General features: G+C 74.1%; 19 protein-coding genes. 6 read left to right on the forward strand and 13 right to left on the reverse strand.

Annotation, left to right across the window (positions count from 1 at the left end):
• Both AB0G13_RS15835 and AB0G13_RS15840 read right to left on the reverse strand, forming a co-directional pair.
• Positions 1-296: hypothetical protein (locus AB0G13_RS15835; protein ID WP_357874479.1), on the reverse strand; the 296-nt coding region annotated here is incomplete at its 3' end.
• Between the two features lie 163 nt (positions 297-459).
• Positions 460-1,617 (reverse strand): citrate/2-methylcitrate synthase, encoded by a 1,158-nt coding sequence (locus AB0G13_RS15840; RefSeq protein WP_357874482.1) that lies wholly within the window; start codon positions 1,615-1,617, stop codon positions 460-462.
• A 68-nt stretch (positions 1,618-1,685) separates the two neighbouring features.
• Here AB0G13_RS15840 and AB0G13_RS15845 point away from each other — a divergent pair, with 68 nt between their 5' ends.
• On the forward strand, positions 1,686-2,885 hold the full coding sequence (locus AB0G13_RS15845; RefSeq protein WP_357874485.1) for a citrate/2-methylcitrate synthase: 1,200 nt from the start codon (positions 1,686-1,688) through the stop codon (positions 2,883-2,885).
• A 20-nt stretch (positions 2,886-2,905) separates the two neighbouring features.
• Here the strand turns inward: AB0G13_RS15845 and AB0G13_RS15850 are convergent, their stop codons facing one another.
• Entirely contained in the window at positions 2,906-3,397 is a 492-nt protein-coding gene (locus AB0G13_RS15850) for an FBP domain-containing protein (protein ID WP_357874488.1), read from the reverse strand.
• 71 nt (positions 3,398-3,468) lie between these two features.
• Between AB0G13_RS15850 and AB0G13_RS15855 the strand changes: the two genes are divergently transcribed.
• Entirely contained in the window at positions 3,469-4,038 is a 570-nt protein-coding gene (locus tag AB0G13_RS15855; protein WP_121398575.1) for a TetR/AcrR family transcriptional regulator, read from the forward strand.
• 15 nt (positions 4,039-4,053) lie between these two features.
• Here AB0G13_RS15855 and AB0G13_RS15860 read toward each other — a convergent pair whose 3' ends face one another.
• A complete protein-coding gene (locus tag AB0G13_RS15860; RefSeq protein WP_357874491.1) occupies positions 4,054-4,797 on the reverse strand; it encodes an N-acetyltransferase in 744 nt (247 codons plus the stop codon).
• 483 nt (positions 4,798-5,280) lie between these two features.
• Here AB0G13_RS15860 and AB0G13_RS15865 point away from each other — a divergent pair, with 483 nt between their 5' ends.
• Positions 5,281-5,634, forward strand: coding sequence for a hypothetical protein (locus AB0G13_RS15865; protein ID WP_357874493.1), 354 nt, complete (start codon positions 5,281-5,283; stop codon positions 5,632-5,634).
• Between the two features lie 101 nt (positions 5,635-5,735).
• Here the strand turns inward: AB0G13_RS15865 and AB0G13_RS15870 are convergent, their stop codons facing one another.
• Positions 5,736-5,993 (reverse strand): GlsB/YeaQ/YmgE family stress response membrane protein, encoded by a 258-nt coding sequence (locus AB0G13_RS15870; RefSeq protein ID WP_357874592.1) that lies wholly within the window; start codon positions 5,991-5,993, stop codon positions 5,736-5,738.
• 160 nt (positions 5,994-6,153) lie between these two features.
• Positions 6,154-6,765 (reverse strand): TetR/AcrR family transcriptional regulator, encoded by a 612-nt coding sequence (locus tag AB0G13_RS15875; RefSeq protein WP_357874496.1) that lies wholly within the window; start codon positions 6,763-6,765, stop codon positions 6,154-6,156.
• A gap of 91 nt (positions 6,766-6,856) precedes the next feature.
• Here AB0G13_RS15875 and AB0G13_RS15880 point away from each other — a divergent pair, with 91 nt between their 5' ends.
• Positions 6,857-7,903: an aldo/keto reductase gene (locus AB0G13_RS15880; protein ID WP_357874499.1), complete on the forward strand. Its 1,047-nt coding sequence runs from the start codon at positions 6,857-6,859 to the stop codon at positions 7,901-7,903.
• Between the two features lie 193 nt (positions 7,904-8,096).
• Here AB0G13_RS15880 and AB0G13_RS15885 read toward each other — a convergent pair whose 3' ends face one another.
• The gene (locus AB0G13_RS15885; RefSeq protein ID WP_357874501.1) at positions 8,097-9,359 is read right to left on the reverse strand and encodes an FAD-dependent oxidoreductase; all 1,263 of its coding nucleotides are present in this window, start codon (positions 9,357-9,359) and stop codon (positions 8,097-8,099) included.
• Positions 9,360-9,496: 137 nt separating this feature from the next.
• Between AB0G13_RS15885 and AB0G13_RS15890 the strand changes: the two genes are divergently transcribed.
• Positions 9,497-11,074 (forward strand): helix-turn-helix domain-containing protein, encoded by a 1,578-nt coding sequence (locus tag AB0G13_RS15890; RefSeq protein WP_357874504.1) that lies wholly within the window; start codon positions 9,497-9,499, stop codon positions 11,072-11,074.
• Between the two features lie 86 nt (positions 11,075-11,160).
• Here AB0G13_RS15890 and AB0G13_RS15895 read toward each other — a convergent pair whose 3' ends face one another.
• A complete protein-coding gene (locus AB0G13_RS15895; RefSeq protein WP_357874507.1) occupies positions 11,161-13,365 on the reverse strand; it encodes an ATP-dependent RecD-like DNA helicase in 2,205 nt (734 codons plus the stop codon).
• A 283-nt stretch (positions 13,366-13,648) separates the two neighbouring features.
• Here AB0G13_RS15895 and bla point away from each other — a divergent pair, with 283 nt between their 5' ends.
• Positions 13,649-14,608 (forward strand): class A beta-lactamase, encoded by a 960-nt coding sequence (gene bla, locus AB0G13_RS15900; protein ID WP_357874510.1) that lies wholly within the window; start codon positions 13,649-13,651, stop codon positions 14,606-14,608.
• Here bla and AB0G13_RS15905 read toward each other — a convergent pair.
• The 5 genes from AB0G13_RS15905 to AB0G13_RS15925 all read right to left on the reverse strand — a co-directional run bounded on the left by AB0G13_RS15905 (position 14,605) and on the right by AB0G13_RS15925 (position 20,150).
• Positions 14,605-15,048 carry a hypothetical protein gene (locus AB0G13_RS15905; protein ID WP_357874512.1) on the reverse strand — a complete coding sequence of 148 codons (444 nt, stop codon included), beginning with the start codon at positions 15,046-15,048 and terminating at the stop codon, positions 14,605-14,607. The two genes, bla and AB0G13_RS15905, sit on opposite strands and share 4 nt — an antisense overlap.
• A complete protein-coding gene (locus AB0G13_RS15910) occupies positions 15,045-17,573 on the reverse strand; it encodes an AAA family ATPase (protein WP_357874514.1) in 2,529 nt (842 codons plus the stop codon). The genes AB0G13_RS15905 and AB0G13_RS15910 overlap by 4 nt, the downstream gene beginning before the upstream one ends.
• 333 nt (positions 17,574-17,906) lie before the next feature.
• Positions 17,907-18,725, reverse strand: a complete 819-nt coding sequence (locus AB0G13_RS15915; RefSeq protein ID WP_357874517.1) for an RNase H family protein — start codon at positions 18,723-18,725, stop codon at positions 17,907-17,909.
• Between the two features lie 34 nt (positions 18,726-18,759).
• On the reverse strand, positions 18,760-19,524 hold the full coding sequence (locus tag AB0G13_RS15920) for a hypothetical protein (protein WP_357874519.1): 765 nt from the start codon (positions 19,522-19,524) through the stop codon (positions 18,760-18,762).
• 92 nt (positions 19,525-19,616) lie between these two features.
• Positions 19,617-20,150, reverse strand: a complete 534-nt coding sequence (locus AB0G13_RS15925) for a DUF4352 domain-containing protein (protein ID WP_357874522.1) — start codon at positions 20,148-20,150, stop codon at positions 19,617-19,619.
• Positions 20,151-20,168 lie beyond the last annotated feature (18 nt).

Here is a 20,168-nt window from a genome sequence, read left to right on the forward strand (position 1 = left end):
GCCGCCGCCGCGCCGCCGAACCTCGTCGAGGCCGCCGCCCCGGCCACCCCCGGCGAGCCGGCGGCGTGGGCGACGGGCACGGCGACGTCGGGGGCCGGTGTGCCGGCGACGTCCACCAGGGGCGACGTGATACGGGTACGCGCGCCGATCAGGACGCCGGAACCGGTCTCGACCGGCGGTGTCGCCGCGCCGGCGCTTCCCTCGACGGCGCCGGCGACGGCACCGGTGCCCCCGCCACCCCGGACCAGTCGTCCGGCCCCGACCGCCACCCCGGCCCCCGCGACCCCGGCTCCCACCACCCCTGCCCCCGCCAGCGAACCGGCTTCACCGCAACGGCTCACAGTCGACCTTTGCGTCGACGTCGCGCTGGTGCCACTGGTGCGGTGGCTCACCTGCCCGCGGGACGATCGTGACGGCGGCGCTCCGCCCAATCCTGGGTGACGCGCAGCCGCGCCCCGCCTAGACCAGGGGCGGTGCGGCCTCGGTCGGCAGCGGTTGGGGCGCGTGCGGGCCCACGTAGCGCGAGTCCGGCCGGATGATCTTCGAGTCCTCGGCCTGTTCCAGCACGTTCGCGCACCACCCGATCACCCGACTGGTGGCGAACGTCGGGGTGAACATCTCCCGGGGTAGCCCGCACAGGTGCATGACCACGCCGGCGTAGTACTCCACGTTGGTGTGCAGTTCCCGGCCCGGCTTCAGTTCCGCCAGCAGCGACAGGACCCGCTCCTCGACGGCCACGGCGAAGTCCACCAGATCGCCACCGAGAGACCGGGCGATCCCCTTGAGCAGGCGCGAGCGCGGGTCCTCCGTGCGATAGACGGGGTGCCCGAATCCCATGATCCGCTCGCCGTTGACGATGCGGTCGCGCAGCCACGCGTCGGCCTGGTCGAGGGAGCCGATGGCGTCGAGGGTGTCGAGGGCCCGGCTGGGGGCGCCGCCGTGCAGCGGGCCGGAGAGCGCGCCGAGGGCGGCGCCGACGCAGGCGTGGATGTCGGCGCCGGTGGAGGCGACGACGCGGGCGGTGAAGGTGGACGCGTTGAAGCCGTGGTCGACCGTCGCGATCAGGTAGCGCTCGATCGCGCGGGCGTGCGGTGCGGACGGCTCCTCGCCGGTGATCATGTACAGGTAGTTCGCCGCGTGCGACAGGTCGTCGCGAGACTCGATCGGCTCCAGCCCCGCCCGCAGCCGGAACAGTGCGGCCAGCAGGCTGGGCGTGAGGGCGCAGAGCGCCATCGCCTGCGCCCGCCGTTCTGCCGGCGGGGTGTCGTACAGCGGGCGGGCCCCTGCGGCGAGGCCGGCGACGGCCAGCGCGGCGCGCAGCCCGCCCATCGGGTCCGGCGACGTCGACGCCGCGGCGATGTCGGGCAGCACGGCGGCGACGGCGGGCGGGATGCGGCGCAGCGGCGCGATCTCCCGGCGCAGCGCGGTGGGATCGGCGGGCAAATGACCGTCGAAAAGCAGCGCCCAGACGTCCTCCAGGGTGCGGTGCTCGGCCAGGTCGATGGCGGAGTACTGCCGGTAGTGGTAGAAGCCCTCGGCGCCGCGGACGCGGCCGATCGTGGTGTCGGTGACCACGACCCCGGCGAGCCCGCGCGGAGCGGTGATGGTGTCAGGCATGCGGGCAGCGTCACGCCGCCCGACGGGCGCAGTCAACGTTGATCCAGTCAACATGAGACCATGCCCACATGTCCGGGGAACAGCTGCTGACGACCGCCGAGGTGGCGCTTCGCCTGCGCGTCAAGCCGGAGACGATCTACGCGTACGTCAGTCGCGGGCTGCTCGCCCGGGTCAGGGTCCCCGGCGAGCGGATTAGCCGGTTCCGGCTGGCCGACGTCGAGCGGCTGGCCGCCCGCACGCAGGCGACCCGGCCGGACCGCGACGCCGCCCCGGCGATGCGGACGGCCACCACGTTGATCGCGTACGGGCGGCTGCACTACCGGGGGCTGGACGCCGGGAAGCTGGCACCGGCAACGGCGTTCGAGGAGGTCGCGCACTGGCTGTGGACGGGGGAACGGCACCGGGGCGCCTTCGCGACGTCTCCCGAGACCCTCGACCGGGCCAGGCTGGCGAGCGGCCACCTGCCCGCCCGGGCGCGGCTGTTCGACCGGCTGCCGGTGATCGTCGCCGTCGCGGCCGCGATGGACCCGCTGCGCTTCGACCTGGCCCCCGCGACCGTGACGGCCCTCGCGCCGGCGCTGCTGTCCACCATGGTCGACGCCCTGCCCCTAGCCGGGCAGCCTCCCGCCGACGAGCGCCTCGCGGCCCGCCTCTGGTCGCGGCTGACGGGCGCGGCACCGTCCGCGGCCGGTCTCCGGGCGCTCAACGGCGCCCTCGTCCTGCTCGCCGACCACGACCTGGCCGCGTCGACCATCGCGGTACGCGTCGCGGCCTCCACCCGGGCGAACCCCTACGCGGCGGTGCTGGCGGGCCTCGGGGCGCTGGACGGGCCGATGCACGGAGCCGCCGGCGGCGGCGTCCACCGGATGATCGAGGCCGCCCGGCGGGACGGGGCGTCGGCCGCGATCGCCGAGTGGCTGCGGGCCGGCGGCCTGCCCGGGTTCGGGCATCCGCTCTATCCGGCGGGCGACCCGCGTGGCGCGACCCTGCTCGACCTCGTCGCGGACCTGCCGGTCGAGGGTGATCTGCGGCGGGTCGTGGACGACCTGACGGCGACGGCGGCGCGGCGGGGGGCCCTGCCCAACGTCGACTTCGCGGTCGCCGTGCTGGCGCACGCGGCCGGCATGGGGCCGGGTGCCGCCGAGGTGATCTTCTCGGTCGCCCGGACGGCGGGTTGGCTCGCGCACGTCAACGAGGAGTACGCCCAGCCGGCCAACCGGTTCCGCTGGAACAGCGGCTACACCGGGCCGCCTCCCGCCGCGCCGTGAGTGCGGATCGTCGCACCGGATCAGGCGGTCACGTTGGCGACGAACGCGGCGACGTTCGCCACGGTCCGCTGGATCTTCTCCTCCAGGGTGAGGGACTCCTGCAGCCGTGCGCCGGCGCCCGCGTCCTTCTTGCCCCGTACGTAGAGCGAGCAGGCGAGGTCGCTGCACACGTAGGTGCCGACCGTGTTGCCCTGCTGCCCGGCCTTGCCCGCCCTGGGCGCGACCATCAGGGAGACGCCGCCGCTCGGGGCGGTCAGGCACATCGAGCACATGCCGCGCCGTGGCTGCGCGGGGGTGGGGCTGGGGCAGCGCAGCGCGAGGGCTCTCGGCCGGCCGTCCAGCTCGGCGACGAGGTAGGCCCGGTGGGAGGCCTGGGGATCTCGCCAGCCGAGGTAGTCGAGGTCGTCCCAGGGGTGCTCGGCCAGGTCGCGGGGGACGGACAGGCGCTTCGCCTCGCCCTTGCTGCAGTTCACGAAGGCGGCGCGGATCTCCTGCTCGGTCAGCTGCTTCATGCGAGGCAGGCTAATTTGCCTAAAGACATTAGGCAAATGCATAATCGGTTATGCCTAGTGGGCGGAGGAGCATGGCACGGGCAGGACTGACCACGGAACGCCTGACCCTGGCGGGGGCGGAGCTCGCCGACGAGGTCGGCTTCGACCAGGTGACCGTCTCGGCGATCGCCAGGCGGTTCGACGTCAAGGTCGCGAGCCTGTACTCGCACCTGAAGAGCTCCCAGGACCTGAGGACCAGGATCGCCCTGCTCGCCCTTGAGGAGCTCGCCGACCGGGCCGCCGACGCCCTGGCGGGGCGCGCCGGCAAGGACGCCCTGACCGCCCTCGCGAACGTCTACCGCGACTACGCCCGGGAGCATCCCGGCCGCTACGCCGCGGCCCAGCTCAGGCTCGACCCGCAGACGGCGGCCGCCAGCGCCGGCGGCAGGCACGCGCAGATGACCCGGGCGTTGCTGCGCGGCTACGACCTGACGGAGCCGGACCAGACGCACGCGGTCCGGCTGCTGGGCAGCGTCTTCCACGGCTACGTCAGCCTGGAGCTGGGCGGCGGGTTCAGCCACAGCGCCCCCGACACCGAGGAGACCTGGACACGGGTCCTGGACGCCCTCGACGCCCTGCTGCGCAACTGGCCCGCGCCCTGAGCGCGGCGCGACGACCTAGAGCCGGTGCCTGACCCAAACGTTGGGCTCGACGTAGACGGCGTGGTCGTGCGCCACGTCGCAGTGCACCGGCACGAGGGCCCCGGGCACGTGGACCGGCCCGCTGGTGTCGAACGGCAGGCCCGTCCAGCGACGCCAGTCGGCGAGGGTCCCGGCGATCGTCATCGACCGGGTGGCGACGCGTTCGATGCGTCCGCCCGCGCGGACGTGCACCCGCAGCCAGGGGTCGACCGGCAGGCCGTCCTCGCGGACCTGCGCCGCGTACTGCGTCATCGGCAGTTCGGGCCGGGTGTGCTTGCCGCTCGGTCGGACGGGCGCGACCAGCGTGTCGTAGCCCAGTTTCGCGACGGCCTCCCGCATCGCGGCGAGCATCACGGCGGACAGCCCGGTGCCGCGCCGGTCGGGCCGGATGCAGATCTCCAACGCCGAGACGATGTTCGTGTCCGCGCCGGTCAGGCGGTTGAGGGTGGACCGCTGGACCACCCGGTCCCAACCCCCGTCGGGAAGCTCGGGTTCCGTCCAGCGCAGCGGCACCGCGTACGCCCGGGCGACCGCGCGTGCGGGATCGGCGGGGTCGACGGCGGCGAACACGAACTCGGGATACAGGTCGTGGGCGACGCCGTAGTACAGCGCGCCCATCGGGTCCCACAGCATGAACGGCGGCCACGCCCCGTCGAAGTCTTCGTCGAGCGAACGGGCGAGGTCGGGGCGGTCCGCGAGGCTTACGATGTCGAGGGTCACGGCCGAAAGGTAGAGCGCCGGGGCCGGCGCGCGCACGTCAGTTTCGGGGCCTGTGCGACGCGTCACGTCCGCCCCGGCCGACCCGGCAACCCCACGACGAGGCCCCGAGGCTGCGGACGCTGGCCGGTGCGCGGGCGTTCGGTCTATGGTGACGCCGTGATCGCCCCCGGCCCCTCCCGGCAGCCCCGCACCGCGGCGCACCAGGACCTTTCCGCGCCGTCGCGTACGGCCGCGACGGTCGGGCGGCGGACCCGCCTTGTCGCGGGCGCGATCACCCGTCGCCTCGTCGTGCCGTCGGTCGTCCGCGCCCGCCGGGGCGCCGTCGCGCCGATCGTCGCGCCGCCGACCCGGCGGGCGCCTCGCCAGGGCCGCCCGCCGCCACCCGGTCGAGATCCACAGGACCGGCACACGGCGGGCGGAGCGCATCAGCGCTCCGCCCTTTCTTTTCGTTGCGAGCAGGGAGAAGGACCGATCGTGTACGTCGTGAACAGGCAGGACGAGCTGGGGGTGCTCCGGATCGTCCTGGAGGAGCAGTACGAGCGGCACAGCACCCAGTTGGCGCTGCTGGACCGGCAGGCCCGCCAGGTGCGCTCCGACGGCGCCGATCTCGAGGCCGCCGCCGCGTTGACCGCCGCCACGCGACGGGCCCTCGGTGACATCGCCCGGGCGCTGCACTACCTGGAACAGGGCCGCTACGGCACCTGCGAGGGGTGCGACCGCGACATCCCGATCGAGGAGTTGGCGCACCGCCCGTCGGCCCGGTACTGCGCCACCTGCCGGCCCGCGCCCCACCGGCGCGCCGCCCACGGCCGCACCTGCTGCGACTGTCGTAGCTAGGCGCGCCGCCTGTCCTCGCCGGCGCGGTCCTTCGGGCAGCGCGGCGGACAGGACGGCGCCGGCCCATCGCGAGGGTGGGCCGGCGCCGTCGGGCGCGCAGGTCAGCGGATACGTCGGCGACCGTAGGCGCCGGCGGCGATGACGACGCCGATCGCGGCGAAGACGACCTGGAGGGCCAGCTCGATCCAGTCGATCCCCCGGGTGTCGTCGACGCCCAGGGCCCCGGCGACGAGGGTGCCGAGGACCGCCGCCACCACACCGATGAGCAGCGTGAGCCAGATCGGGATGTTCTGCTTGCCCGGTACGACCAGGCGGCCCAGCGCCCCGATGCGTCGAGCCGGCCGCCGCCCGGCGGGGATGCGGTGCCGCGCCGGTCACGGAGCGTAGGCGGGCGTCTCGTCGCGCCGGGCGCACCTCAGGCCGGGCCGAACGAGGACCTCGTCCCTTTCGTGCCGCCTCGGGTCCGGCAGCGGGCGCGGCGGCCCGCCTCGGGCGCGGCAGCCGAGGGGTGGCGCACCGTCAGTTGCGACCGTTGGTCGGCGTGTAGACGCCGGCACGGGCGGCGGCCGCCGCCCCTTCGGCAGCCCGGTCCGCCGCGGCCTCGTCGACGGGATCTCCGCTGACGAGCAGGCGGTAGTAGAGCGGTGCCGAGACGGCGCGGATGACTTCGGCCGCATCCGTGCCAACGGGCAGCTCGGCCCGCTGCACGGCCTGATCGACGCAGGGAGCCCACTCGGCGATGCGTACGGCGTAGAAGCGATGCAGCGCCTCGGCGGCACGGGGGTCGCAGGTCGCGGCGACGATGACCGCCCGGAACAGTGCGCCCTGGCGCGGATCGACCAGGGTGCGCTGCACGAGCCGGGCATTGGCCCGCAGGTCCTCGATCAGCGAGCCGGTGTCGGCCCGGGGCGACGACTGCTCCGCCATGTCCGCCAGCAGGTCGGCGACGAGGCCGGCGACCGTACCCCAGCGGCGGTAGACCGTCGTCTTGCCCACCTCGGCGCGGCGCGCCACATCGGCGAGGTCGAGACGGTCGAAGCCATGCTCGATGAGCGCGTCACTGGCGGCTCGGAGCACGGCGGCGCGTACCCGGGCGGTCCGTCCTCCGGGCCGGATGGCACCGACGGTCATAACGGGTCTCCAGTTCCCTTAGCTGCGGATGGCTGCTATCGTACTCACCAGCTTAAAGGAACCACAGTTCCGTTAACAGAGGGGTGTGATCGTGGAGTACCGACGACTGGGGGCATCCGGCCTCACCGTGTCCGCACTGAGCTTCGGCGCCGGCACCTTCGGCGGCTCCGGACCGCTGTTCGGTGCCTGGGGCAACACGGACGCGCGCGAGGCCAGGCGCCTCGTCGACATCTGCCTGGACGCCGGGATCACCATGTTCGACACCGCGGACGTGTACTCCGACGGCGCGTCCGAGGAGGTGCTGGGGCAGGCGATCAGGAGCCGTCGCGACGCCGTCCTGATCTCCACCAAGAGCGGCCTGCCGACCGGCGACGGACCGAACGACGCGGGGACCTCACGGGCCCGGCTCATCCGATCGGTCGACGCGGCGCTGCGCCGACTCGGCACCGACTACATCGACCTGTTCCAGCTGCACGCCTTCGACGCCGCGACGCCCATCGAAGAGGTCGTGGCGACACTGGACGACCTGGTGCGGGCCGGGAAGATCCGCTACGTCGGCGCCTCCAACTTCGCCGGCTGGCAACTCATGAAGTCCCTTGCGGTCGCCGACCGGGACCACCGTTGCCGGTACGTGGCGCACCAGGTCTACTACTCGCTCATCGGCCGGGACTACGAATGGGAACTGCTGCCCCTGGGCCTCGACCAGGGCGTCGGAGCCGTCGTGTGGAGCCCGCTCGGCTGGGGACGACTCACCGGCAAGATCCGCCGCGACACCCCGCCACCGCCCGCGAGCCGGCTGCACGCCACCGCCGCCTTCGGCCCGCCGGTCGACGACGAGCACCTCTTCCGCATCGTGGACGTCCTCGACGAGCTGTCCCGCGAGACCGGCCGGGCAGTGCCGCAGATCGCGGTCAACTGGCTGCTGCGACGACCCACCGTGGCCACCGTCATCATCGGCGCCCGCAACGAGGAGCAACTGCGGCAGAACATCGAAGCCGTCGGCTGGTCACTCACACCCGAACAGATCGCCCGGCTCGACACCGCCAGCGCCCGCACCGCGCCCTACCCGTACTTCCCTTACCAGCGGCAGGAGGGCTTCGCCAGGCTCAACCCCTCGCCGATCGCGACCGCCTCCTGATCTCCGCACCTCGTCGACCACCAGGGCTTCCTCGACGGGCGCCGGAAGCGCTGGGCTGCTGGCACGTCCGGCTGTGCTGGTCCGGTGGCCGCGGGCGGGAGACGGGCGGCTCGCCCGTCTCCCGCCCGCCCGCGGCATCCGTCCGGGTGCGGCGAGGCCCAGCCGGCGGCTCGTCGGTTCCGGGCGGCGCCCGTCAGCGCAGCGGGTCGAAGGGGCGCAGCTCCACGGGCTGCCCGCCGCCGGTGATCTGCTCGGCGAGCAGCTCGCCGGTGAGCGGGCCGAGGGTGATGCCCCACATGCCGTGGCCGCCGGCGGCGAAGACGCGCGGCGACCTGGTCCGGCCGATCAGGGGAAGGCCGTCCGGGGTGCAGGGTCGCGAGCCGACCCACTCGTCGGTGCGGGCGTCCAGGTCGGCGCCCCGCAGCAGCGGTCGCGTGGCCTCGGCGATGGCCGAGATGCGGCGCCGGTCCAGCGGCGCCTCGGCGCTGCGGAACTCCATCATCCCGGCGACGCGCAGCCGGTCGCCCAGCGGCGTGCAGGCCACGCGCTGCGCGGGGAAGTAGACCGGACCGGCCGGCAGGTGCTCGATCGCGACGCTGAAGCTGTAGCCGCGACCGGCCTGCACGACGGTACGGACGCCGAAGCGCCGGGCCAGTTGGCCGAGCCAGGTGCCGGTCGCCAGCACCACGGCGTCGTAGCGCTCGTCGGTGCCGGCGGAGGTCGCCACCCGGACCGCGGTTCCCTCGTCGCGGACGTCCACGACGTCGACCCCGGCCACGATCGCTCCGCCCCGCGCGCGGACGGAGTCGGCCAGCGCGTGCACGTACTGCCCCGGGTTGACGTAGCGCTGGTCATGCAGGCGGATGGCGGCGCCGACCGCGTCCGACAGCGAGGGCTCCACCTCCCGGGCCTCGGCCCCGGTCAGGACGTCGAACTCGATCCCCTGACCCGCGGCGTGGATGTGCGCCAGCTCGTCGAGCAGGACCGACCGGTCGGCCTCGGTCCGGTACGCCGCGAGGAACGACTTCGCCTCGTGTGTCGGCGCCGCGACCCCGCCGGTTGCCAGCGCGTCGAACGCCGCCAGCGCCCGCCGGTTCATCGGGATGAGGGCCCGCATCGCGGCCTGCCACTTCGACGCCGTGCTGTGCCGCGCGAAGCCCGCCAGGAACCGCAGGAGCCGGGCGTCCGCGCGCGGCGGCACGTAGACCGGCGAGGACGGGCTCAGCACGGCGCGCACCCCGTAGCGCAGCACGGCCGGTTCCGGTAGGGGAGTGGTGATGCCGGGGGTGAGCCAGCCGGCGTTGCCCCATGACGCGCCCGCTGCCACCCCCATACGGTCGAGCACGGTGACCCGGAGCCCCCGCTCCTGCAGGAACCAGGCGGTGGCCAGCCCGACCATCCCCGCGCCGACGACGGCGACGTGCTGGGGGGCGGGCACTGACTCGACGGGGGACATGTCGTTTTTCTCCTTCAGGCGCAACCGGGATTGCGGCCAATCCTGTCCCCGCCGGGCCGAGAGGTCATTGTCCGTTCCGACCAAGGATCGCCCCGACGGTTGGCCGGGACGCACAAGGCCGAGGCACAATCGCGGGCATGCTCACCGTGGCTGGCGTGGTGGACGCGGCCGGCGCCGCGCTGCTCAAGGTCGTCGTCCCCGCCGACGAGGCGGAGGTACGCGACGTGACCGTCGCCGAACTCGACGACGCCACGACCGGCCAGAGCGGCGACCTCGTCCTCGGCGCGGGCATCGCGACCGCCGAGCAGGCGCTGTCCGTCGTCGCGCGCTGCGGCGAGGCGGGGGCAGCCGGCCTCGTCCTCAAGCCTCCGCTGGCCGCGCACCCCGACGTGACGGCGGCCGCCGCCCAACGACGCCTCACCCTGGTCGAGCTGCAGCGCCACGGCTCCTGGGCCCAGCTCGTCTGGCTGCTGCGCGGGATGATCGACCGGGCCGTCGCGCCCGGCTCGCCGGAGCCCGGGGAGCCCGGCGTGTACGACGAGCTGTTCGCCCTCGCCGACGCGACCGCCGCCGTCGTCGACGCGCCGGTGACGATCGAGGACGCCCAGTCCCGGGTGCTCGCCTACTCGTCGCGCCAGGACCGCACCGACCCGGCGCGCGTGTCGACGATCGTCGGCCGCCGCGCCCCCGGCAACGTGATCGCCCACTTCCGTTCCCGTGGCGTCTTCCGCAAGCTCGCCACGGGCAGCGAGCTGATCTTCGTACCGCAGGGCCCGGACGGGACGCTGCCCCGCCTCATCATCCCGATCCGCGCGGGCGGCGAGCTGCTCGGCTCGATCTGGGCCGTCGTCGAGGGCCCGGTGCCGGACGGGCGGTTGCGCGACCTGCAGGGCACGGCGTCCGTGCTGGCCCTGCACCTGCTCCGCCTGCGCGTGCAGGCCGACGTCGCGCGCCGGGTGTCGGCCGACCGGCTGCGGGCTGCCCTGCGGGCCCCCGGCAGGATGGGTCGGGAGGAACTGGCCCTGCCCGAGGGGCCGTGGCGGGTCGTCGCACTCGGCGCGCACGGCGGGACGGGGGAGATGGTCGACAACCTCGCCCTGTGGGAGTCGATCACCCGCCGGCACGGCTGGCGCCAGCCCCTGCTCGCCGACGTCGGCGACGTCCTGTTCGCCGTCCTGGTCGACGACGGCGCCTCACCCGGGTCGCGGCGGTGGATGGAGAAGCTGATCCACGACGTCGCCGTGCAGGACCCAGGGCTGTACGCCGCGTCCGGCGGTGTCGCCCGGACCCTGACGGACCTGCCGCGATCGCGCGCCGAGGCGGCGGAGCTGCTCGCGTTGCGCGGCCCGGCCGGGCAGCGCGGCCCGGTGTTGCGCTTCGAGGACCAGTGGGCCGAGGTGGTCGTGCACCGGGTGGTCGGCGCGGTGCCCAGCGTCGACCTGCTGGTGGGCGGGCCGCTGCCCCAGCTCATGGCCCACGACCGGGAGCACGGCACCGACTACGTCGCCACGATCGCCGCCTGGCTCGACCAGCAGGGCGACCCGAACAGGGCCGCGCGGCAGCTGCACGTGCATCCCAACACGCTGCGGTACCGGATGCGTCGCCTCACCGAGGTCGTCCCCGTCGACCTCGCGTCGCCGCGCACGCGGCTGGCGTTGCAGATCCAGCTCGCGGCGCTGGGCCCCGCGCCGGCCGCGCTCCGCCCGCTGGCGTAGGACCGCCCCGCGCCGGTCGCGGTCCCCACCGCCGGAGGGCAGGGGCAGGCGGGACCCGGGCCGGCGGTGCGGGGGCGGCGGGCCGCTCAGGCGAGGCGGTGGTCGAGGGCGGTGTGGCGGCGCCCGGCGCCGACGGTACGGACGGCGGCGGCGAGGGCGCGGCGGGAACCGACCAGGACGACGAGCTTCTTGGCGCGGGTGACGGCGGTGTAGAGCAGGTTGCGTTGCAGCATCATCCACGCGCTGGTGGTCAGCGGGATGACGACGGCGGGGTACTCGGAGCCCTGCGAGCGGTGGATCGTCATCGCGTACGCGTGGGCGAGTTCGTCCAGCTCGTCGAAGTCGTAGTCGATGCTCTCGTCCTCGTCGGTGCGTACCGTCAGGGTCTGCTCGTCGGTGCTCAGCGCGGTGACGATCCCGACGGTGCCGTTGAAGACGCCGGCCTGGCCCTTGTCGTAGTTGTTGCGGATCTGGGTGACCTTGTCGCCGACGCGGAACACCCGTCCACCCAGGCGGCGCTCGGGTTGCCCGTCGCGTGCCGGTGTGAGCCGCTGCTGGAGCAGCGTGTTCAACGCCGCCGCGCCGGCCGGGCCGCGGTGCATGGGGGTGAGGACCTGGACGTCGCGGCGCGGGTCGAGGCCGAAGCGGGCGGGGATCCGGGTGCAGGCGACGTCCACGGTCAGCGCGGCGGCGGCCTCGGTGTCGTCGCAGGCGAACAGGAAGAAGTCGCTCAGACCCTCGAGCAGGGGCGGCCTGCCGGCGTTGATGCGGTGGGCGTTGGTGACGACCCCGGACTCCGCGGCCTGGCGGAAGACCTGCGTCAGCCGGACCCGGGGGATGGCCGGGGCGGCGAGCAGGTCCCGCAGCACCTCGCCGGCGCCGACGGAGGGGAGCTGGTCGACGTCCCCGACGAGCAGCAGGTGCGCGCCCGGCGGGACGGCCTTGACGAGCTTGTTGGCCAGGATGAGGTCCAGCATGGAGGCCTCGTCGACGACGAGCAGGTCGACGTCGAGGGGGTTGTCCCGGTCGTGGCTGGCCTCCCCGCCGGGGCGTAGCTGCAACAGCCGGTGCACGGTGGCCGCCGGATGCCCGGTCAGCTCCGACAGTCGCTTCGCGGCGCGGCCCGTCGGCGCGACGAGGGTGACCTTGGCCCGCTTCGCGGCGGCGAGTTCGACGATCGAGCGGACGGTGAAGCTCTTGCCGCAGCCGGGCCCGCCGGTCAGCACGGCGACCCGGGAGGTGAGGGCCAGGCGGACCGCCTGTTCCTGCTCGGGGGCGAGGTCGGTGCCGGTGCGGGCCTTCAACCAGGCCAGCGCCCTGCCCCAGTCGACGCCGGTGAAGTGGGGCAGCCGGTCGGCGCGGTCGCGCAGCAGCCGCAGCAGGGATCCGGCGAGGGACTGCTCGGCACGGTGGAACGGCACCAGGTACACCGCCGTCGTCGGCTCGCCGTCCGGCCCGGGCAGCGTCTCGCGGACCACGCCCTCCTCGCCGACGAGTTCGTCGAGGCAGGCGGTGACGAGGTCGCCCGGCACGTTGAGGATCTTGATGGCGTCGTCGACCAGCTGCGGGCGGGGCAGGTAGCAGTGCCCGTCGTCGGTGGCCTCGGACAGGGTGTGCTGCAGGCCGGCCTTCACCCGCTGGGGGCTGTCGTGCGGGATCCCGACGGCCTGCGCGATCGTGTCGGCGGTCTTGAAGCCGATGCCCCACACGTCGGCCGCCAGCCGGTACGGCTCGTTGCGGACCACGGTGATGGAGGCGTCACCGTACTGCTTGAAGATCCGCACGGCCAGCGAGGTGGACACGCCGACGCCCTGGAGGAAGACCATCACCTCCTTGATGGCCTTCTGCTCCTCCCACGCCGCGGTGATCTTCGCGGTGCGCTTCGGCCCCAACCCGGGCACCTCGACCAGGCGGGCGGGCTCCTCCTCGATGACGCGGAGGGTGTCGAGGCCGAAGTGGGCGACGATTCGCTCGGCGAACACCGGGCCGATGCCCTTGACCAGCCCGGAACCGAGGTAGCGGCGGATGCCCTGGATCGTGGCCGGCAGGACGGTGGTGTACGAGTGCACCTCGAACTGCCGGCCGTACTGCGGGTGCGACGACCACCGACCGGACAGGCGCAGGCTCTCCCCCGGCTGGGCCCCCAGCAGCGCACCGACCACCGTGAGCAGGTCACTGCCGTGGTCGGTGGCCACCCGGGCGACGGTGTAGCCGGTTTCCTCGTTGACGTACGTCAACCGCTCGAGCACCGCGTCCAACACGGCCGACGGTGGGCGGGTGGTGGCAGTCACCCGCCCATCCTGCCTCCTGCCGACGCGTGGGTGCCGCCGGCCCAGCCGCGCGCCACCGCGGAGGAGCCGTCCCGCGCGAGCGGATCGTGAATCCCTCCCGTGATGCAACCGATGGTGGCGGGCGGCGCGTTGGCTCATGGGTGGCCGGGTCGCGAAGCGGTCCGGGCCGGTTCGGGCCGGGTTCGTCGACGTCGAGTCGCCGACAGGTGCCCGACGCCGAAGGCCGGTCGTCGCCGGCCGAGACCCCCGCCCATCCTCGTGACTCGACAACGGAGGCAGGACCTTGGCTTCGACGCAGCCGACCATCACCCGCCGCGCCCTGCTGGGGGCGGCAGCGGCCCTGCCGCTGGCCGGATGCGCGGACGGCAGCACGCCCCCTGCCCCCACGTCCTCCGCGCTCCCCGCTTCCCCTACCGCCACCGCTCGCCCCACTTCCCCTTCCGCCGTCGCGACGAGTGGTCGCCACGAGCGCCTGGCGGAGCTGGAACGCGCGTTCGACGCGCGCCTGGGCGTGTACGCCCTGGCCACGGGCACCGGCGACACCATCGCCCACCGCGCGGACGAACGATTCGCGTTCTGCTCGACGTTCAAGGGGCTGGCGGCCGCGGCGGTCCTGCACCGCCACCCGCTGTCCCACCTGGACACCGTCATCAGGTACACCGAGGACGACCTCATGAGAAGCTCGGTCGTCACCAGGCGGCACGTGGCAACCGGGATGACGATCCGCCAACTGTGCGACGCTGCGGTGCGCCACAGCGACGGTACGGCCGGCAACCTCCTGCTCCGCGACCTGGGCGGGCCGGCCCAGCTGACCGCGTACGCCCGTGGCCTCGGCGACGCGGTCACCCGGATGGACAGGATGGAGCCGACGATCACGACCGCCATCCCGGGCGACCCCCGCGACACCTCCTCCCCGCGAGCACTCGGCACCACCTACCAGCGGATCGTGCTGGGCGACGCCCTGCCACCGGACAAGCGCGCCGTCCTCCGCGACCTGCTGGAACGCAACGCCACCCGCGCGGGCACCCAGCGCATCCGCGCCGGCGTGCCGCGCGGCTGGACCGTGGCCGACAAAACCGGCACCGGCGACTACGGCACGGTCAACGACATAGCCGTCGTCTGGCCCACGACGTCCGCGCCGCTCGTCATCGCGATCATGTCGAGCAAGGCCACCAGGGACGCGGAGTACCAGCAGGCTCTCGTCGCCGACGCTGCCGCGTACGTGGCGGCCACCCTCACCTAGGTCGCGGGCAGGTCATCCTCCGGCTCCGCTGCCTCATCCAGCCGGGCGAGCAGGACGCCCACCTCGGTGTGCAGGCGACGCAGCTCCGCGGCCGTCGGCGCCAGCTCGTAGCAGTGGTGGTGGGCGGCGGCCGACAGGGTCGCCCAGGCGAACGCGACGCGGCGCGCGACGCCCGTGCCCGGCCCGAGCCGGCCGCGCAGCATCAGCTGCTTGGCCCGGCCCTGCCGGCACCGCGCCACCGCCGGCCTGGTCCGCTGCCAGTAGGCGTCGATGCCGCCCTCGAGGGCGAGCCGGATCAGGCAGGCGCAGGCCTGCGGCCACCAGCCGGCGGTGACCGCCGCCGTGCCGAGCGAGCCGGTGCCGCGCAGCAGCTGGTCGGCCGCCGCCAGGCAGTGCTCAGGCGTCGGCGTTGCCGCCCCCGCAGTCGTTCGGGCGGTCACGAGAGGGCCTTCGCGAGGTGGCGGGCGTCCGCAACGAGGCCGGGCAGGTCCGCCAGGGTCGCCCCGTGCACGCCCTCCCGGCACGCCTGGTAGGCGGCCACCGCCCGCGCTCCGTGCCGGCGGCTCAGATACCCGAGTACGTCGCCGCCCTGGTCGGCGTCGTCGAACAGCGCCAACGCGACCGTGGTGGCCAGCCGCCGGGACGCGTCCACGATGGCCGCCTCGATGTCGTCGTGCGGCACCCCGCGCGCCACCCGCCGCCGCCACACCGACCGGTGGCAGGCCGCCTCCAGCGCCGAGCGGCACAGCTCCGCCACCACCGGACCGCGCACCTCGGCCTGGATCTCCTCGTTGCGCGCCAGCGCGTACGCGTCGTCGAGGTAGCGGGTCACCGGGTCGGAGGCGGGCCGCAGCGTCACCACCGACCGCTCCGCGCGGGTCACCTCGACGATCTGGGCCCTGCCCAGGTCGAGCCGGCGGACCGCGTCGGGCAGCCGGGTGTCGTGGGTGAAGACCACCACCTGCCGCTGCTCGGCCAGCGCGGCCAGCACCCGGGCCAGGCCGTCCACCTTGGCCGGGTCCATGCTCTGCACCGGGTCGTCGACGACGATGAACCGGAACGGGCTCTCCGGCGCGCACCCGCGCGGCAGGAACGTCGCTAACCCGAGGGCGTGCATCTCACCCTGGCTCATCACCCCGAGCGCGGTGCCGTTGTCGGCGCCGTCCACGCTGACCGGGAACACCACCCGCCGTCGGGTGTTCGTCCCTTCCAGGGTCATCGCGCCCAGCTCGACGTTGCTCTCCTGCCGCAGCTGCGCCCAGATCCGCTGCGAGTGCTCCCCGAACGGCGCCACCCGCTCGTTGCGCAGCTGCGCCGCGGTGGACTTCAGCCAGGCCCGCGCCGCCTTCACCCGGGCGAGCGTCGCCTCCTGCTCGGGCAGCCGAGCAGCAGCGTCGACCCAGCCGCGCAGCTCGGCCGCCGCCCGCCGCCACCCGGTGTCACGCTGCCGCAGAACCCCTTCGGCGCACGCACGAGCTGCCTCCGCCGCGGCCACGACGATCGGGTACCGCGCGTCCAGGTGCGCCGCCAGTTCCGCCGGTTCTCCGGGTACGCGGCGCAGCGCCGCCACCGCCTCGCGCAACCCGTCCAGCGGCACCTCCGCCGCGTCACCCTCCGCCAAGTCGATCTGTGCCGGGCCGACCTGCGCCGGGTCGACCTCCGGCACGGTGAGGTCGTCGATCAGATGGTGCACCTGCCGCAGCAGAGCGGCCAACTGCGCCGCCGCCGACTGGGCGGCGAGACTGCGGTCCCGCAACTGCGCCAGCGAGGCGCCGGCAGCGCTGCGCCAGTCCCCGTCGAGGGTGCCGGCGGTGCAGACCGGGCACGGGCCGTCGCCGGCGTCCTCGTGGTGCTCGATGGCGAGGCGGAGCAGCTCCGCGCTGCGAAGCGCCGCCCGGGCCCGCCCGCCGTCGTGCCGCTGCGCCTCGGCGGACGCCTCTCGCAGCTGTTCGGCCAGCCGCGTCACCTCCTCCGGCGTCGGCACGGCTAGCTCGACCAGGCGCCGGCACAGCAGTAGCGGCCCGTCGGCGGCGACCTCCTCGGGCTCGTCGAGGATTGCGCCCAGCGCCGCCAGGTCGACGGCGCCGCGCCCCTTCAGCAGCGCGGCCGTCCGTCGGGCCCGGTCGTCGGCGACGTCGGCCAGGTGCTCGGCGAAGGCGGCGCGCTGTGCCCGTACCTCCTTGACGGCCGCGTCCGAAGGCCGGGCGGCGGCCAACAGTCGCTGGTCGGCCTCGGTGATCGCCTCCAGGCCGAGGATCGCGGAGATCGCGTCGAAGAGTTGGCTCTGCGTGCCGGCAGTGAGTCGACCCAGCTCGGCGGCGGTGAGGAACGGCCGGTACAGCTCCAGCGGGCGGGCCAACCCGAGTTCCGCCAGGTCCGCGTGCCGCCCGGCGTCGCTGGTGACGATGACCTCCGCGTCGGCCAGCGCCGCGCCGAGCGGCCACGACCGCGTCACCGTGACCGGCTTCGCCACCCCGTCGACGTGCAGCTGCGCCACGATCCAGCACGGGTCGGGGGAGTGCAGGTTGCGCCACCCCGTACGCCAGACGCTGTTGCGGTCCGCCCACCGGGCGCTGTCGCCGGTCAGCGCCAGCTCGACGGCCTCGGCGAAGCTCGACTTGCCGGAGCCGTTGCGTCCGACCACCAGGGTGAGGCCGGGGCTGGGGTCGATCTGGAGGGTGCGTTCCGGGCCGACGCCACGGAACCCGGCGACGGTGACCGAGGAGAGCCAGATCCGGCCCATCGGCGCTTCGTCGGCCGTGGTGCCCAGGTCCAGGCTGGTCGTCCCGCCGTCGAGCGCGGTGGCCAGGTCGTCCTGCCCGCTCAGCGCGGCGAGCACCAGCTCGGCGGTGTGGTCGGGCACGTCGTCGGCGGTGAGCCGCTCGAAGATCAGCTCGACCAGCGGTTCGGCACGGCGGGCGGCCAGGGCCGGCGTAGTGGGGGAGGGCTGGCGGGGGACGGGCATGGTCGTCTCCAGGCGCGTGCTCCCCGCGGGCCGGCGGAGGTGCCGGCCCACTGCGGGGGAGCAGGGAAGGTGGTTCCGGATGGTGTGGAGCTGATCCGGTGGACGGATCGGAGTGCTGCGTGTCGCTGTCGAGCTGCTTGCGTGGCTGCGTCAGCAGGCGGGAGGGGTGAGGGCGTGTTCCGGCAGGCGGTAGGTCACCGGCGTGCTGGTCCTCCGCAGGATCAGGCCGGGGCCGACCCAGGACGGGAGCGACGGGCCCGTGGACGGGACGGCGGTGTGCTGGGCAGCGAGAACCACGATCATCTCCCGGGTGTGAGAAGGCAGCCGGTGTGGTCAGCTGGCGACGGTGGTGTGCCAGTCGCGGAGGAACGCGTCGACCAGAGCGTGGGCGCGAGGGCGTACGTCGAAGGACTCGCCGAGCCGGCGGCGGGCCATGTGGGACAGGCCGTCGGCGGCCTCGTTGAGGGCGTGGCCGCTGTGGCCCCTGACGTGCGCGAAGGACAGATCGGGCCGCCGGCGCACCAGCTCGGCGAGCCGGACCAGGGTGGGCTGGGCCGACGAAGTGCGCGGGCGCAGGCTGTAGCCGGCCGGCACGACGTCCGTCTCGCCGGCCTGCCAGCGGCGTAGGTAGCGCAGGGCAACCAGACTGTCCAGCAGCACGGTCATGCCGGCCGGGGCCTCGTCGTACGCGGAGAGCAGGAAGTCGACCGCCCGCAGCTCGTTGATCAGCACGCGCGACGCGCCCGTCGGGTCCAGCCGACCGGTGCCCCGGCTGCGCAGGCCGTAGTGGCCGTCGCTGACGACGTACCCGATGCCGCCGGCGCGTCCCTTCCAGCTCGCGTCGGTCGCGGCGACGAGCGGCGCGGACGTCCCCGCCCAGCGGCCGACCCGGCCGCGACCGCGCTGCGGGTCCGGCTGAGAGCGGCAGGCCGAGCTGTGCCGGGCGGCCTCCTGCTCCGCCGTGTCGAGCAGCTGACCGGCCGAGACGATCTCGTCGTAGTGCGCGGCGGTCAGGGCCAGCCGCACGGCATCGCCGATGCGCTGGCAGTCCTCGCAGCGGGTGACGCGGGCGTAGGCGCGCAGCGCGACGGCGCGCTCGTGCAGGGGGGTGGGGAGCAGGTCCAGGGCGCGCAGGAACTCATCGGGACGCACGACGCCTCCTGACGTCTCGTAGGTGGAAAGGGGGTCAGAGGACCTTGATCGAGTCGACCTGGAGCAGCGGCACCGTCGTCTCGCCGCCGATCTGGGTGTCGTAGCTGAAGGCGCTGAGAACGGTGACGTTGGCGCGGAAGATGTCGTCCTCCACCAGGTTGTCGAGGTCCGCCGCCAACCCGGTGAGGAGCGTGTTCGTCTCGTAGTCGTACTGGTCGGCCATCCTCCGGTGCGCGACGTTCGCACGGAAGGTGTCGACGCCCGTCGCGGCGTCGAACTGGGTGACCCGGCCGAACACCACGTAGGTCTTGCCGATGTGCGCGTCGGGATTCTTGGCGACGAGCTTCCACTGCCGCTCGCTCAACGTCTTGTAGGACGGCGGCTTCGGCTTGGGCGGGGGAGTGGTCTTCGTCGGCGACGGGGCCGCGCTGGTAGTCGGCGCGGTAGTCGTGGGGGCGACGGTCATCGGCGCGGCCGTGGTCGGGACGGCGCTGCTCGGAGCGGGCGACGTCGAACTGTTGGCGCGGGCAGCCGGGTCGGTGTCGTCGCCGGCGGCCGCGCCGATGACGACCCCGGCGGCGAGGGCGACGACGAGGGCGACGCCGCCGACGGCCCAGGTCCGAACGTGGGAACGCCGCGGCGCGGCGGTGGCCCCGAGCGCGGCATCGGCCTGCGGGACGTTCTCCTCCGGGGTCGGTACGGCGGCGACGGCCGGCGAGTCCTGCGCCGACGGGTACGGCCCCCGCGCCGGCTGGTCGGTCGGCTCTTCCGACGGCCTCGGGGTGGTCGGATCGGTCACGACGTTCTCTCCTGAACTCTTGCAGCTGGCGGGCGGGATGCCCGGGGAAGAGGGGGCGGGCGGATCGCCCGCCCCGGCGAGACGGCGGGAGGTCAGCTCAGGGCGACGGTGACGCCGCCGGAGAACGGCGAGTCGTGCAGCTCGAGCTTGGTGAGCTTGACCTTCTTCGGGATGTCGAAGACGACCACGCCGGTGACCTGGTTGCCGGGGTTGATGTCGTTGAGGAACGTCTCGGCGTTCTGGTTGGCGTAGATGGCGGCGCCGGTGTCGGCGGAGTACTCGGTGCCGTCGGCCGCGTACGCCTTCTGGCTGCTGCCGTCGAACATCTGCGACTCCTTGCCGATGTTCTTCACGTTGATCGTGATCAGGCAGAACTGGCCCTGCGCCTTCTCGCCGAGCATCGAGGTGCCGACCTTTGCGACGCCGCACTTGGACGACTTCACCGTGAACTCGAACTTCCCGTCGCGGGCCGGCTGGCCGATCTTCGCGGTCTTCGCCGCCTTCTCCTCGCCCTTGACGGCGGCACCGTCGCTGCCCGAGCTGCTCGCGGTGTCGGTGGCGCCAGCGCCGCAGCCCAGCGCGACGACGGCGGTGGCGAGCAGAGCGAAGGTCGTGGTCTTGCGCATTGTTGTCCTCCTGGTGTG

Origin of the sequence: Micromonospora sp. NPDC023633, from assembly GCF_040640035.1 — a bacterium.
Classification (GTDB): Bacteria; Actinomycetota; Actinomycetes; order Mycobacteriales; family Micromonosporaceae; genus Micromonospora.

Bases quoted from the DNA above. Each gene is read 5' to 3' on its own strand.
- AB0G13_RS15840 (WP_357874482.1), bottom strand. From the start codon at position 1,617: ATGCCTGACACCATCACCGCTCCGCGCGGGCTCGCCGGGGTCGTGGTC.
- AB0G13_RS15845 (WP_357874485.1), top strand. From the start codon at position 1,686: ATGTCCGGGGAACAGCTGCTGACGACCGCCGAGGTGGCGCTTCGCCTG.
- AB0G13_RS15850 (WP_357874488.1), bottom strand. From the start codon at position 3,397: ATGAAGCAGCTGACCGAGCAGGAGATCCGCGCCGCCTTCGTGAACTGC.
- AB0G13_RS15855 (WP_121398575.1), top strand. From the start codon at position 3,469: ATGGCACGGGCAGGACTGACCACGGAACGCCTGACCCTGGCGGGGGCG.
- AB0G13_RS15875 (WP_357874496.1), bottom strand. From the start codon at position 6,765: ATGACCGTCGGTGCCATCCGGCCCGGAGGACGGACCGCCCGGGTACGC.
- AB0G13_RS15885 (WP_357874501.1), bottom strand. From the start codon at position 9,359: ATGTCCCCCGTCGAGTCAGTGCCCGCCCCCCAGCACGTCGCCGTCGTC.
- AB0G13_RS15890 (WP_357874504.1), top strand. From the start codon at position 9,497: ATGCTCACCGTGGCTGGCGTGGTGGACGCGGCCGGCGCCGCGCTGCTC.
- AB0G13_RS15910 (WP_357874514.1), bottom strand. From the start codon at position 17,573: ATGCCCGTCCCCCGCCAGCCCTCCCCCACTACGCCGGCCCTGGCCGCC.
- AB0G13_RS15925 (WP_357874522.1), bottom strand. From the start codon at position 20,150: ATGCGCAAGACCACGACCTTCGCTCTGCTCGCCACCGCCGTCGTCGCG.